Genomic DNA, 14423 nt, shown 5'->3' on the forward strand with positions numbered 1-14423 from the left:
TTGAACATTTATTCAGGTAAGTTCAATCGGTTATCCTTTATCTGTTAAATTTTTACCATAGACTGCAAGCATGTCAGATAAACTGTTGTAGTGCTTCAGTAATCTAAAAGTTATCATGGCACAAGCTTTCGCATCATTTAAAGCATCGTGGTGTCCATGAAAATCTAAATGATAATAATCCATCATGTATTTTAAACCGTATCGTCGGTTATTAATGGTTCTACGAGCAAGTTGTAGTGAACAGAAGTAAGTCATATTAGGTGTCTGTATACCTAAGGCTTGAATGCTGGCATGCATTACTGTCATATCAAATGCGGCATTATGCGCAACAACTGGTAAATTATCTATAAACTGCATCATGTAAGGCAACACAAAATTGAAGTCAGGCGCTGTTTCAACATCTTGAGGTTTAATGCCATGTACATTGATGTTTTGATTAGAAAAGTAGTCCTTAGGATTCACTAATGTATAAAACGTTTCAACAATTTCATTTTCAACTACTTTAACCATACCGACGGAACAAATACTTGTACGCTTACCGTTTGCGGTTTCAAAGTCCAACGCAACAAATGCATTTTGGTGTTTCAAAAGTAATTCGACCTTTCTATATGTGATGATTTAAGTAATAAAATACTACTGGATAGGAAAGTGAGAGTCAAGTGTTTGACTTTGATAGTGTTTATAGAATATTTTTAATTAAAGTCTGAGACGTGTTATAATTATTCAGGTTGATATTTAGAGGAGTGAAGCGAATGAGACAATGGACGGCGATCAACTTAGCCAAGTTAGCGCGCAGAGCCAGCCGTGCTGTAGGGAAACGCGGTACAGATTTACCAGGGCAAGTAGCCAGAAGAATTGATAAAAATATATTACGAAATTTAGCAGAACAAGTCGATGATGTTGTATTTATTAGTGGTACAAACGGTAAAACAACCACGTCGAATTTAATAGGTCATACATTAAAGGCCAATAATATAAAAATAATTCATAATAATGAAGGTGCGAATATGGCTGCAGGGATTACATCTGCATTCATCGTACAATCTCAACCAGATACAAAAATCGCGATTATTGAAATCGATGAAGGTTCTATACCAAGAGTGTTAAAAGAAATGACACCGACAATGATGGTCTTCACGAACTTCTTCCGCGATCAAATGGATCGCTTCGGTGAAATTGATATTATGGTTAACAACATCGCAGAAGCCATCAGTCATAAAGGCATTAAACTATTATTGAATGCCGATGATCCATTTGTGAGTCGTTTAAAAATTGCGAGTGAATCTAATGTCTATTACGGCATGAAAGCACATGCACATGAGTTTGAACAAAGTACGATGAATGAAAGCAAATATTGTCCGAACTGTGGTCGCTTATTAGTGTATGATTATATTCACTATAATCAAATCGGTCATTATCATTGCGAATGTGGTTTTAAACGTGAGCAACCGAAGTATGAAGTGTCTAAGTTCACAGTATCACCTTTTATTCATTTAACGATTGGTGATACAACATTCGATATGAAAATTGCTGGTGACTTTAATGCTTATAACGCCATCGCAGCGTACAGTGTCTTACGCGAATTAGGTTTAAATGATGAATCTATCCGTAAAGGCTTTGAAACATATACATCAGATAATGGACGTATGCAGTATTTCAAATCAGGTTCAAAAGAAGCCATGATTAATTTGGCGAAAAACCCGGCAGGGATGAATGCAAGTTTATCTATGGGCGAACAGCTTGAAGGCAAAAAAGTCTATGTCATCAGCTTAAATGACCATGCGGCGGATGGCAGAGATATTTCATGGATTTACGATGCTGACTTTGAAAAACTAAGCGAACAAGATATAGAAGCAATTATTGTCACAGGTAATCGTGCTGAAGAATTACAATTACGTTTAAAACTTGCTGAAGTGGATGTACCAGTTATTGTAGAACGTGATATTTATAAAGCGACAGCTAAAACAATGGATTATCCAAGTAAGACTGTCGCAATTCCGAACTATACATCACTTGCGCCGATGTTAGAGCAATTAAACCGTTCGTTTGAAATGAGGGAACAAAGATGAATGAATTAACGTTATATCATTTTATGACAGATAAATTGAATTTATATAGCGATATCGGTAATATCATCGCATTAAAACAACGCGCAAAATGGCGCAATATCAAATTGAACGTTGTTGAAGTCAATGAAACAGAAGGTGTAACTTTTGATGGATGTGATATCTTCTTTATCGGCGGCGGCAGTGACCGTGAACAAGCGCTTGCGACGAAAGAATTAAGTAAAATCAAAAGTAAATTGAAAGATGCCATAGAAGAAGGAATGCCTGGATTAACAATTTGCGGCGGTTATCAATTCTTAGGTAATAAGTACATCACACCTGATGGGACAGAGCTTGAAGGCCTAGGTATTTTAGATTTTTATACACAATCTAAAAAAGAACGTCTGACAGGTGATATTGTCATTGAAAGTGATACATTCGGAACAATTGTCGGTTTTGAAAATCACGGCGGCAGAACGTATCATAACTATGATACATTAGGAAAAGTAACGCATGGATTTGGTAATAACGATGAAGACGGTAAAGAAGGCATTCATTATAAAAACTTGTTAGGCACTTATTTACATGGCCCGATTTTACCGAAGAACCATGAAATTACAGATTACTTATTAGAGCAAGCATGTATTCGTAAAGGTATTCCATTTGAGCCGCGTCAATTGGATAATACTGCGGAAGAAGCGGCTAAACAAGCCATTGTCGATCGCTTTGAAAATAAATAAGAAATACAAGATAGCACTAAAAGCTATAATTTAAATAAAAAGGTCACTTTTTGAAAATCAGTTCAAAAAGTGACCTTTTCTGTTAAGCATAACGTTCATCGAGAATACGATAAGTCATGAGAATTTCATAAATGATATGGCTTTTAACTTGTTGTTTTTCAAATTCATCTAAACGAATCACACTGCGTTTTAATATTTCAGCATCTTCATCTACACGTTCAAAACCACCTGTTTCTATAATTTCACTGATACTTTCTGCGATGTTCAAGATAGCTGTTTGTTCAGCTTTCGTGAAGTGAAACTTAGTGTTCTTAGGCAAATAGACAATGTTAGATAAATGGGTAATAAACAGGCGATCTGTATGTGCACGATTAGACAGTGCTTTAAGTTTAACCCAATCTTCTTGGTCTTTGTGGTATTCTAATTCGTCTTTTTGGTAACGAATTAATGTGTCTACTCGCAAGATGGCTGAAAGTAATTTTTCTAATTTTTGATTAGTTTTAGTAGAATTAAATTTTTCATTCACCAATTCTTTTAAACGTAGACTATAGAGATGATACATATCTGTTTCAACTTTTTGTGCGTTCTCAGCAACTTGATGGTAGTATTTCGGCGGTAAAACAATTAAGTTTACCAAACCAGCTGTAACCAAACCGATGACCGCTGTTAAAAGTCGTGAGAAGAAATTAAATAAATAATGATCTCCAATACCTGGTATCATGGCCATAGCGGTTAAAGTCGCAACTGTAATACCATCATGTAATTTTAATTTTGCGCAAATAAAGATTGTACAGGTGGCGCTCATCGCATAAGCAAGTGCTGATTTATCACTGAAAATATACGTAAAGAGTACAGCTAAGAGCGCACCGATAACAGTCGCAGGCAAACGTTTATATCCTTTTTTGAGTGATGCTTTTGCGGTTGGTTCAATGGTGACGATGGCGCTTAAAGTGGCATAAATCGGGTTAAGATTGAGCGCCATGCAAAAGAAGGCTGTCAAAAATGTGGCAAGTCCAGTTTTGATAGTTCTTGCGCCGATAATTTTGCGATACCATTTGTCTTGTGTCATAAAAAATTTTACCTCACTTGATGTCGGCAACTTTGTTGCAACATAGTTCCATTTGCAGTTATTAACGAATGAACTGCTTCTTACAGATTTAGTATAACAAACATTTTTTGCTATAATAAGAAAGAATGAGTGTTAATTATGATAATTTCGTATCATAATGAGACATATAAGCGCACGTGCGCTGCATTATCAATTATTGAATAAGGAAAGGGATCGCACATGATTGTAAAAACAGAAGAAGAATTATTAGGCTTAAAAGAAATCGGATATATTTGTGCATTAGTCAGAGATACAATGCAAGAAGCAACAAAACCGGGTGTAACAACTAAAGAATTAGATAACATTGCTAAAGATTTATTTGAACAACACGGTGCTTTGTCTGCACCTATCCATGATGAAAATTTCCCTGGTCAAACTTGTATCAGTGTAAATGAAGAAGTGGCACATGGTATTCCAGGTAAACGCAAAATCCGTGAAGGGGATTTAGTTAATATAGATGTATCTGCATTAAAAAATGGATATTATGCAGATACTGGTATTTCATTTGTTGTGGGTGAACCAAGTGACCCGATGAAACAAAAAGTATGTGAAGTTGCTGAAGAAGCGTTTGACAATGCAATGAAAAAAATCAAACCAGGCAGCAAACTAAGTCAAATCGGTAAAGCAGTACACGCAACTGCACGTAAAAATGATTTGAAAGTTATCCGTAACTTAACAGGTCATGGTGTAGGCAGTTCACTACATGAAGCACCTAATTACGTTCTAAACTACTATGATCCAAAAGATAAAACATTACTAAAAGAAGGTACTGTGATTGCAGTAGAACCTTTCATTTCTTCTAATGCAACATTTGTAACTGAAGGTAAAAATGAATGGGCTTTTGAAACAAGCGATAAAAGTTATGTCGCACAAATCGAACATACGGTTATTGTGACGAAAGATGGTCCATTATTAACAACGAAAATAGATAAAACAGAAGAATAATTCCTTGGTATCATGGGAATTAGGACTAAAGTATGAAAGTAAAATGGTTCCAGAGCCTATCGTGAGGCGTCTGGAATTATTTTATAATGGAATCAATCATAAATGAGGTGATTCCATGAATATCATAGCAATTTATTTAGACAAACTTTATCACACTACAGTTAAATACAGTATTACGAATTGCCAAGCGCATTTAAACAGAAAGTTACATTCAACTAAACAATATATCGCTTATTTAAACCGCAAAAGACAAAATATCGTGGCATATATTGAACAATTGACAACTGAAGTAGAAAATAAATACATCGATTTGATGGATCAATATCAAATCAGCAATGTACAACGCATGGAAAATATCAATAATGCAGAGTTGTCTGCATTAATGCATGACTTAAACGAAGCAGAATCTGATTGTGCAAGAATTGAAGCAGATTTATCAGAGCAAAATAAAACACGTATTACGCTTGAAAGAGAATGTGATATGATTGCACAAATGAGTTTAGTTGCATAGAAAAGGTGGCGAAACATGACCAATAAGTATATCTCAACTGAGATGTTGATAATATTTACAGCATTAATGATTATAGCCAATTTTTACTATATCTTTTTTGAAAAAATCGGCTTTATTCTCGTATTATTATTAGGGATTATCTTAATGTACGTAGGCTATCTTTATTTCCATAAAGTCAGAGGTCTGTTGGCCTTTTGGATTGGTGTATTAATGATTGCCTTTACACTGCTCTCTAACAAATATACGATTATTATTCTTTTTATTTTCTTAGTGCTGATTATTATTCGTTATATCGTCTTCAAATTTAAACCGATGAAGATTATTGCTTCTGATGAAGAAGTTACTTCACCGCAATTTATTAAACAAAAATGGTTCGGTAATCAAAGAACTCCTGTTTATGTTTATAAGTGGGAAGACTTGCAAATTCAACATGGCATCGGCGATATCCATATTGATTTAACGAAAGCAGCAAATATTAAAGAAAATAACACGATTGTGATGAGACACTTCATTGGTAAGATTCAAATTATTGTGCCGATGAATTACAATATCAATCTTCACGCAGCAGCGTTTTATGGTAATGCGACTGTGAATCAGAATACGGTTAAGATTGAAAATAATCATATCCAAATGACTGAAGAAACAAAAGAAGAAAACTATAACATCAATATTTATACTTCGACATTTATTGGTGATGTTGAGGTGGTTTATAGATGAACCACTATATCAGAGCCATCGGTTCGATGCTGATATTGAACTATAGTATATTAGCGATTTTCTTTTTTATAGACAAAGTGTTCGTCAACATCATCTACTTTCAAGGAATGTTTTACACGCAGATTTTCGGCATTCCTGTTTTCTTATTTTTAAATATTATAGTGATTTTGATGAGTATTATTGTTGGTTCTGTGTTAGCGTATAAAGTGAACGAACAAAATGATTGGATTAAAACACAAATTGAACATTCCATTGAAGGGGAAGTTGTCGGTATTAATGATCAAAATATCGAACTCTACCAAGAAACTTTGGATATCTATCATACACTTGTGCCATTAAACCAAGAGTTACATCGACTACGTATTAAAACACAAGATTTGACCAACGAAACATATAATTTAAATGACGTTAAAGTGAAGAAAATTATAGAAGATGAACGCCAGCGTTTAGCTAGGGAATTGCATGATTCAGTTAGTCAGCAATTATTTGCGGCAAGTATGATGTTATCAGCGATTAAGGAATCACCACTTGAACCGCCGCTTGATCAGCAAATTCCGACACTAGAAAAGATGGTACAAGATTCGCAACTAGAAATGCGTGCATTGTTATTACATTTAAGACCGCTTGGCTTAAAAGATCGCTCACTTGGGGAAGGAATTAAAGATCTTGTTGTGGACTTACAAAAGAAAGTGCCTATGAAAGTAGTTTATGATATTGAAGACTTTGAGGTACCAAAAGGCATAGAAGATCATTTATTCCGTATCACCCAAGAAGGGATTTCCAATACACTGCGACATGCAGAAGGCACAAAATTAACGATAGATTTATTTAATAAAGATGATTATCTGTTATTGCGTATTCAAGATGATGGTAAAGGCTTTGATGTAGATGAAAAAATGGAGAAAAGCTATGGATTGAAGAATATGCGAGAGCGAGCATTAGAAATCGGGGCAACACTGCATATTGTTTCTTTGCCTGGGGCAGGGACAAGAATTGAAGTGAAGGCTCCATTGAATAAGGAGGAAAATGATGGCGATTAAAGTATTATTTGTCGATGACCACGAAATGGTTCGTATCGGCATCTCAAGTTATTTATCTACACAACCTGATATCGAAGTCGTCGGGGAAGGCAAATCAGGTAAAGAAGCAATTGAAAAAGCTCATGAATTGCAGCCTGATTTAATCTTGATGGATTTGTTGATGGAAGACATGGATGGCGTAGAAGCCACAATGCAGATTAAAAAAGATTTACCTCAGATTAAAGTATTGATGCTGACAAGTTATATTGAGGATAATGAAGTGTATCGTGCTTTAGACGCTGGGGTAGACAGTTATATTCTAAAAACGACGAGCGCAAGTGATATCGCAGAAGCGATTCGTAAAACATATCGTAACGAAGCGGTGTTTGAAGCGGAAGTACTTGTTAAAATGCGTAATCGCATGAATCAACGTGCTGAATTATATGAATTATTAACAGATAGAGAAATGGAAATTTTATTGTTAATCGCAAAAGGTTATTCTAACCAAGAAATCGCCAGTGCGTCACATATTACGATTAAAACAGTTAAAACACATGTGAGTAATATATTAAGCAAGCTAGAAGTTCAAGACAGAACACAAGCTGTTATTTACGCATTCCAACACGATTTAATTCAATAAAAGAAAAGGCAAGATTGAAAATGAGTGCTTTCAATCTTGCCTTTGTATTATCCATAATACAGTTTATGTACTATTTATTTTTTTCTGCCAGTTCATAGCCATCTTGGATTAATTCTAATTCGCCAGTATGCGGATCAATCACAAGACCATGAATTGGTACTTTTTTATCAAATAATGGATGATGATAAAGCATATCAATATTATGTTTAACATTATCACTTGCGTTTTCGAAGCCTTCTAAGAAGTTCTCCACGTCTACACCAGAGTGTTTGATAATATCAAACGTTTCATCAGTAACGCCACGTTCTTTCATTGCATCTTTTACAGTATTTACGTCTAAACTACCCATGCCGCAGTCTTTGTGTGCCATAATAATAATTTCTTCAGCACCTAATGCATAAATACCAACTAATAAACTTTTAATTGTAGAACCGTATGGATGCGTAATAATAGCGCCTGCATTTTTGACTACTTTTAAATCTCCGTTATTAAAACCTAAAGCTTTTGTGCCTAAGTCTTGTAAACGTGTATCCATACAAGTGAATAATACTGCTTTTTTATTTGGTTTTTTACTTGTGGAATAGTTTTCAAACTCTTTGTTTTCCACAAATTCCTTATTGTAAGATAAAATACTGTCTAATAATGTCATCTTATTTACACTTCCTGTATCCTGAATTTAGTTGTTTTGTTATATCAAGATGAATTGACTGTCATGACTAGTTCACAAAAATGTCACTAACCAAATATTATCATACCCTAATGAATACATAAAATAACATGTTTTTAAAAAATAAAAGAAAAAGAGCAACATCAACTTTGATTTTATACAAAGTGACTTGCTCTTTAAGTAATATGATTATCTTTCAGTATGAGGATTCTGCATTTCTGCACGTTCAAATTCACGTTCTTCAAGTGAATCTCCGTGTTTCAATGTTCTGCGTTGGTTAATAATCGCATTGATCTCAGCACCGACAATGATGATGAAACCAGTGATATATAGCCATAACATTAACACGATGATACCACCGATACTGCCGTATGTTTTAGAGTAGTTTGAGAAGTTTGAAACATAGAAACCAAACGCTGCAGTACCTAGAATCCATACTATTGATGCGAAAAGTGCACCTGGTAATACAGATTTGAATTTAATTTTGATATTCGGTGCTAGGGCATATAGTGTTGAGAATAATAAGAAAATCACGATAAATGGTAATAAGAATCGTAAAATACTAAATACCCATTTCACTTGGCTATCAAGTCCAAGCGGACCAAATAATAAATGACCGATTTGTTGACCGAAAACTGGTAAGATTAAGGCCGCAATAAATACTGCACCCATAATCACAGTGAATAGCACACTGATTAATTTCAATACGATAGGGTTTCTGCCGTCTTCAACATCATATGCTACGTTGAACGCGTTCATTAAGGCTGTCATACCATTTGAGGCAGACCAAAGTGCCAAAATCAAACCTACTGATAAAATACCGCCGCTGGCATTTTTCATAATATCTTCGATAATACCTGTCAGTAGATCCGCTGTAGAAGCAGGTGCATTTTTTGCAATCATACCGACAATTTTATTTCTATCGATTTGGAATAATGGTAAAAGTGAAAGCAAAAATAGCAACATAGGGAACAGTGATAACATAAAGTAATATGAAAGCTGTGCTGCTAAGCCTGTCGCATCATCTTTACCAATTCGATAAATTAAAAATGAAAAGAAATTGGAATCTTTCGTATATTTAGCCGGTTTGTTATTTCTAGCTACAAAGAATGTCTGATTTGATTTTTTTGGTGACTTAGATTTGAATTCTTGCGGTGCCACATAATTATTATGATCTTCGTGTGTAATACCCTCAGACTTTTCTTTTACTTTTTGAAAAATCCCTTCTTTTTTATTATTTTTGTCTTTTTCATTTGAATGAGACATAACATGTACTCCTTTATTACTATATTCAGTTGGTCAATGAGTTGAAAAAAGGGGGATAGAACTTAGATGAGTAAAACTCACTTAAGTTTATCCCTATAGTCAACGCATTGTAATGCTCTTAAACCTATAATTAGTTTAAGTGTTTATCGTTTTGTTTACGCTCTTGTAACGTGTTTTTCGCATTTTTCAATGCACGTTCTAATTCTGGGTTATTGCGACGAATTTCTTCGATAGCATCTTTCCAGTAAAGAACTTCTTCTTTGATTACGCTGATTTTTGAAGGTCCTCTGTCAGAACGTTTACCTTCTTTTAAGTTCTGAATACTGCTTTTTAATGCATTTCGCGTATTTTTGTTAGCTAATGTAATTGCTCCGCCGACTAAAGCGCCTAATAAAATGCCTGGTACTAATTTGTTATTCATAATTTATCTACCCCTCTTTAGAATTTGTGTCTTTAAGAATGTAATCAATTAAATTATCACATGATGATTGTACCATATCGAATACACCCTCAAAATTATTTGTATAGTAAGGATCAGGTACATCTTGTTCTTCCATATCGCTGAATTCCAACAATTTGAATAATTGGCCCTTCAACTCTGGATTGATACGCTTAATGTTATCCACATTACTTTGATCCATCGCAATAATGTAATCAAAGTCATCCGTAGATTCAAATAGTTCACTGATCATACCGTCAAAAGGTATGTTGTGAGTATTTAAAATGCGTTGTGTTCCTTCGTGAGGTGCTTGGCCTAAATTCCAACTGCCTGTACCGCGTGAGACAACTTCAATGCCTTCTATACCGCGGTCTTTCAGACGTTGTTTCATAATTGCTTCAGCCATTGGAGAACGACAAATATTGCCTAAACAGACAAATGCTACTGTAGTCATATTTTACCTCCAAATTATTTTTCAGCCGGATAAATAAAGCGTATGATGAACATAGATACAAGGTATACCTAACGTTCCATAGATAATATTTACCCGAACTCTGATGAAATAACCCATATAATATTATCTTATCGGTTTTTAATCAACATCTAAAGAGTAAATTATCAAAAGTTTTCAGGAATTGTTGAGTTTGATAATATATAAACATAAAGAGGTGATTTAAATGTCAGAAACAAATAGAGATATGATCATTGATATCAGAGAGAAACTAAACGTGGTAAACGTTAATCTAATCGATCCTGATAAATTTGAAGATGCAGATGAAGCTAAAATCAAAGAAATTCATAGCTTTGTTACTTCAAAAGAAAAATTTTCACCAAGTGAAGTGACTGCCATCGCATCTGAATTAGGCGAACTACGACAATCGTAAGAACAAACAGCAGTCAGAATAAGGAGGAACTTTGTTATGTCACAATTACAAGAAAAGCTAAAACAATATGCACAACTTATCGTAGATGTTGGTATGAATGTGCAAGAGGGGCAACCAGTATTTATTCGTTCATCAGTAGATGCTTTAGAATTAACGCATGATATCGTTGAGGCAGCATACAAACGCGGCGCTTCTGATGTAAGAGTAAAATATGCAGATGATACATTAAGACGTTTAAAATTTGAACATGAATCTGTAGAATACTTCGAAGAAAATGATTTGAAAGATTATGATATTGAAGAACGTATGGATTATGTAAAACGTGGTGCTGCGAACTTAGCTTTAATGAGTTCTGACCCTGATTTATTAAGTAATGCAGATAGTGCTAAAAAAGCAGCTTTCGGCAAAGCTTATTCAAAAGGATTCAAAGGATATATGGAAGCAATTCAAAATAATGACTTACCATGGTGTGTAGTCGTATATCCGAACAAAGCATGGGCACAACGTGTCTATCCTGAATTAGATGCTGAAGCAGCTTATGAAAAATTCATTGATGAATTATTAGACATTGTTCGTGTAGATGGTAATGATCCGATTGAAAACTGGAATCAACATATCCAAAACTTAAGTGAACACGCTAAATATCTACAAAACAAACAATATTCAGCACTTCACTATGTTTCAGAAGGTACAGATTTAACAATTGGCTTGCCTAAGAATCATTTATGGCAAGATGCGACAAGTTTCACAAATGATGGACAAGAATTTATTGCCAATATCCCAACTGAAGAGGTATTTACAGCCCCTGATCGTAATCGTGTAAACGGTCATGTGACAAATAAACTTCCGCTCAGCTATAACGGAACGCTGATCGATGGCTTTACGCTTACATTTAAAGATGGCAAAGTTGTAGATTTTTCTGCTGAAAAAGGGGAAGAAGTATTACGTGACTTACTTGATACTGATGAAGGTTCAAGATATCTAGGGGAAGTCGCGTTAGTTCCAGACAATTCACCGATTTCAAATCGTAATCGTGTCTTTTATAACACATTGTTAGATGAAAATGCTTCTTGCCACATCGCATTAGGCGCTGGTTATCCGTTTACGATAATTGGCGGTACAGAAATGACACGTGAACAATTAACAGAAGAAGGTTTAAATGATGCGTTTATTCATGAAGACTTCATGATTGGCAGCGCAGATTTAACGATTTATGGTATCACGCAAGATGGGGAAGAAGAGATTGTGTTTAAAGACGGTAACTGGGCTTACTAAAATAAATATAATCAATTCATAAAGGAGATCAATTGTGGAACAAAGAGAAAGTAAACCAATGTCAGCATCAAAAACTGTAAAAGATCGTCAAGTATATCCGCAAGATACGAATCATCATCATACTATGTTCGGTGGACTCTTAATGGCGAACATTGATGAAATTGCGGCAATCTGCGCTATGAAACACAGCAGTACGCCAGTTGTTACAGCTTCTACAGATTCAGTGGACTTTTTATTACCTATCCGTAATGGAGATATTATTTCATATGAAGCAATGGTTTCATACGCTGGTTCAAGTTCAATGGAAGTTTGTGTACAAATCATTCTTCAAGATATCATCAATGATAAAAAACATATGGCAGCACTCAGCTTCTTAACATTTGTAGCGTTAGATGAAAACGGCAAACCAACAGAAGTGCCAGATGTTTATCCTGAAGGTGAAATTCAAGAATGGTTCCATAGTACTGCGCCTGCACGTGTAAAACGCAGAAAAGAACGTCGTCAAGAAAGTAAAGATACCTTAGAGTTCTTAACGAGAAGACGACATATTGAATAAAATAAGCAATTAAAAATGGCATCTCAACATAAAATGAAGTGTTGAGATGCCATTTTGTATTATTAACGTTATTGTTGTTGGAAGATGCGATGCATCATTTTTTCTTTTTCTCGGAAATCAGTATTTGGATAATACATATTTTTTACAAGTAAGTTCGGTCCTAAGCAATGTACCGGTGCACAATGACAATTCAAACTTTGTGCTAAGTCTGAAGCGAGCCATTTGTCGAAAACATCTGTAAGACGATCGGTTTGGATATTAGAAATAGAACCTGTCTCATCGCCGAAGTCCGTCACAATCACATCGCCAGTAAAGACATTGACGTTCAAACGGCTGCGGCCGTCTGGATCATTACGTAAGCTGACATTTTTTGCTGAACGCAGTTGTTTGAATAATTGTGCATCGTCTTCATCTTGAATGCATGGATAAATCGGTAGTGTCCCAAACAACATCCATACAGATTCGTCACGAATTTCTAAAAGGTGACGTATAGTTTCTTTAATTTCTTTCAAACTAAGTACGTTAAGCTGACTCGCAAAATCAGATGGATACATCGGATGAATTTCATGTCGACTGCATTTCATATCATTTACCACTTCACGATGAATTTTTTCAAGGTAAGGTTTCGTGCTTTGGTTCAACATCGTTTCAGCAGAGACAAACATGCCTTGTTCAGATAATGTTCTAGAATTCTCAATCATTTGTTCATAAAGTTTGAGTTTTGCTTTAAGCGGCGGCTGTTTTTCCATTGCGCCGAATCCAACTGTAGCGAATTCATCCGTTGTTCCCCAGTTGTGTGAAATATGCATCACGTCTATGTATTCAGCAATATCTAAATAGCGATCTTGCGGTAAAGTTAGATTAGAGTTCATTTGTGTATAAATACCGCGATTATAGGCATATTTTAATAGCGGTTTAACCACATTTCGAATTGATTTCTTAGAAAACATCGGTTCGCCGCCTGTGATAGATAGGGTACGTAAATTAGGAATTTCATCTAAACGTTTAAACATTAATTCCATTGGAAGCGGTTCAGGATCTCTTGTTTGTAAGGTATAACCGACAGCACAATGACTGCAGCGCATATTACATAAATTCGTTGTGGTGAATTCAATATTGCTTAACTGCAAGCTGCCGAACGCTTCGACATCGTTGTATGCCTCCCAAGGATCATTTGCTATAGTAATCGGCTTTTTAATATTCGTAGATTGGCCAATCATAATTTTGCCTTCTTTCTATACAATGTATTTCTTAATAAAAAAGGGGTAATGTGAAGTGAAAGATTCAAATCACAAAAGATGAGTCATTCCATATTATTAATATTCTAGTGAATTTTGTCAATCGCATGTTAGAATAGAATTATATTTTTAAAGAAGGAGCCTTATCATGAAAATGAGCGAAAATGAATTAATTACGAACATTAAAACGAGATTATCTGAATTTGTAGATGAAATTGATCATGTGGATCCAGATAAAGTCAGTGTTGAAGATGTTGATGAATGGATTGGTTTACTAGACCAATTAGAAGAAAAAGTAAAACTTTATCAACGTGAGAAGTAAGGTCCCATACTTTCTATGTTTAAATCATGACATTTTGGTCTATACAATAAG

Annotated in this window: 18 protein-coding genes; 11 read left to right on the forward strand and 7 right to left on the reverse strand. The window is 35.0% G+C overall.

From position 1 onward, the window contains the following. Positions 1–30: 30 nt before the first annotated feature. The gene (locus MUA87_RS04810; RefSeq protein WP_057510593.1) at positions 31–588 is read right to left on the reverse strand and encodes a 3'-5' exonuclease; all 558 of its coding nucleotides are present in this window, start codon (positions 586–588) and stop codon (positions 31–33) included. Between the two features lie 164 nt (positions 589–752). Between MUA87_RS04810 and MUA87_RS04815 the strand changes: the two genes are divergently transcribed. Both MUA87_RS04815 and MUA87_RS04820 read left to right on the forward strand, forming a co-directional pair. Continuing rightward, positions 753–2069: a lipid II isoglutaminyl synthase subunit MurT gene (locus MUA87_RS04815; protein WP_002481669.1), complete on the forward strand. Its 1317-nt coding sequence runs from the start codon at positions 753–755 to the stop codon at positions 2067–2069. Next, a complete protein-coding gene (locus MUA87_RS04820; RefSeq protein ID WP_023015863.1) occupies positions 2066–2785 on the forward strand; it encodes a lipid II isoglutaminyl synthase subunit GatD in 720 nt (239 codons plus the stop codon). The genes MUA87_RS04815 and MUA87_RS04820 overlap by 4 nt, the downstream gene beginning before the upstream one ends. 82 nt (positions 2786–2867) lie before the next feature. On the opposite strand, the gene MUA87_RS04825 is transcribed toward MUA87_RS04820, so the two are convergent. After that, entirely contained in the window at positions 2868–3854 is a 987-nt protein-coding gene (locus MUA87_RS04825) for an FUSC family protein (RefSeq protein WP_002481667.1), read from the reverse strand. A 219-nt stretch (positions 3855–4073) separates the two neighbouring features. On the opposite strand from MUA87_RS04825, the gene map reads away from it, so the two are divergent. The 5 genes from map (at position 4074) to vraR (ending at position 7725) form a co-directional block, all read left to right on the forward strand. Further along, the gene (gene map / locus MUA87_RS04830; RefSeq protein WP_002481666.1) at positions 4074–4838 is read left to right on the forward strand and encodes a type I methionyl aminopeptidase; all 765 of its coding nucleotides are present in this window, start codon (positions 4074–4076) and stop codon (positions 4836–4838) included. Between the two features lie 115 nt (positions 4839–4953). Further along, positions 4954–5349 carry a hypothetical protein gene (locus MUA87_RS04835; RefSeq protein ID WP_002481665.1) on the forward strand — a complete coding sequence of 132 codons (396 nt, stop codon included), beginning with the start codon at positions 4954–4956 and terminating at the stop codon, positions 5347–5349. A 15-nt stretch (positions 5350–5364) separates the two neighbouring features. Beyond that, on the forward strand, positions 5365–6066 hold the full coding sequence (vraT, locus tag MUA87_RS04840) for a cell wall-active antibiotics response protein VraT (RefSeq protein ID WP_002481664.1): 702 nt from the start codon (positions 5365–5367) through the stop codon (positions 6064–6066). Further along, the gene (vraS, locus tag MUA87_RS04845) at positions 6063–7106 is read left to right on the forward strand and encodes a sensor histidine kinase VraS (RefSeq protein WP_002481663.1); all 1044 of its coding nucleotides are present in this window, start codon (positions 6063–6065) and stop codon (positions 7104–7106) included. The genes vraT and vraS overlap by 4 nt, the downstream gene beginning before the upstream one ends. Next, a complete protein-coding gene (gene vraR / locus MUA87_RS04850; RefSeq protein ID WP_002481662.1) occupies positions 7096–7725 on the forward strand; it encodes a response regulator transcription factor VraR in 630 nt (209 codons plus the stop codon). The genes vraS and vraR overlap by 11 nt, the downstream gene beginning before the upstream one ends. A 70-nt stretch (positions 7726–7795) precedes the next feature. Here the strand turns inward: vraR and MUA87_RS04855 are convergent, their stop codons facing one another. The 4 genes from MUA87_RS04855 to MUA87_RS04870 form a co-directional block, all read right to left on the reverse strand. Continuing rightward, positions 7796–8374, reverse strand: coding sequence for a beta-class carbonic anhydrase (locus tag MUA87_RS04855; protein WP_262551351.1), 579 nt, complete (start codon positions 8372–8374; stop codon positions 7796–7798). Positions 8375–8581: 207 nt separating this feature from the next. After that, positions 8582–9658 (reverse strand): YihY/virulence factor BrkB family protein, encoded by a 1077-nt coding sequence (locus MUA87_RS04860; RefSeq protein WP_002481660.1) that lies wholly within the window; start codon positions 9656–9658, stop codon positions 8582–8584. 130 nt (positions 9659–9788) lie between these two features. Next, a complete protein-coding gene (locus MUA87_RS04865) occupies positions 9789–10079 on the reverse strand; it encodes a YtxH domain-containing protein (RefSeq protein WP_262551352.1) in 291 nt (96 codons plus the stop codon). A gap of 7 nt (positions 10080–10086) precedes the next feature. Next, the gene (locus MUA87_RS04870; protein ID WP_023015860.1) at positions 10087–10551 is read right to left on the reverse strand and encodes a low molecular weight protein-tyrosine-phosphatase; all 465 of its coding nucleotides are present in this window, start codon (positions 10549–10551) and stop codon (positions 10087–10089) included. Between the two features lie 223 nt (positions 10552–10774). Between MUA87_RS04870 and MUA87_RS04875 the strand changes: the two genes are divergently transcribed. From MUA87_RS04875 to MUA87_RS04885, 3 genes are read left to right on the forward strand one after another with little or no spacing between them, the layout of a single operon-like run. Further along, on the forward strand, positions 10775–10981 hold the full coding sequence (locus MUA87_RS04875) for a DUF1128 family protein (protein WP_002481657.1): 207 nt from the start codon (positions 10775–10777) through the stop codon (positions 10979–10981). A gap of 36 nt (positions 10982–11017) precedes the next feature. Continuing rightward, the gene (locus MUA87_RS04880; RefSeq protein WP_262551353.1) at positions 11018–12256 is read left to right on the forward strand and encodes an aminopeptidase; all 1239 of its coding nucleotides are present in this window, start codon (positions 11018–11020) and stop codon (positions 12254–12256) included. Between the two features lie 58 nt (positions 12257–12314). After that, the gene (locus tag MUA87_RS04885; RefSeq protein WP_031262747.1) at positions 12315–12812 is read left to right on the forward strand and encodes an acyl-CoA thioesterase; all 498 of its coding nucleotides are present in this window, start codon (positions 12315–12317) and stop codon (positions 12810–12812) included. A gap of 68 nt (positions 12813–12880) precedes the next feature. Here the strand turns inward: MUA87_RS04885 and yfkAB are convergent, their stop codons facing one another. After that, on the reverse strand, positions 12881–14032 hold the full coding sequence (yfkAB, locus tag MUA87_RS04890; RefSeq protein WP_262549918.1) for a radical SAM/CxCxxxxC motif protein YfkAB: 1152 nt from the start codon (positions 14030–14032) through the stop codon (positions 12881–12883). A gap of 172 nt (positions 14033–14204) precedes the next feature. Here yfkAB and MUA87_RS04895 point away from each other — a divergent pair, with 172 nt between their 5' ends. Then, entirely contained in the window at positions 14205–14372 is a 168-nt protein-coding gene (locus MUA87_RS04895) for an SE1561 family protein (protein ID WP_096754677.1), read from the forward strand. Positions 14373–14423: the final 51 nt, after the last annotated feature.

This window comes from Staphylococcus simulans (genome assembly GCF_025561465.1).
GTDB lineage: Bacteria > Bacillota > Bacilli > Staphylococcales > Staphylococcaceae > Staphylococcus > Staphylococcus simulans.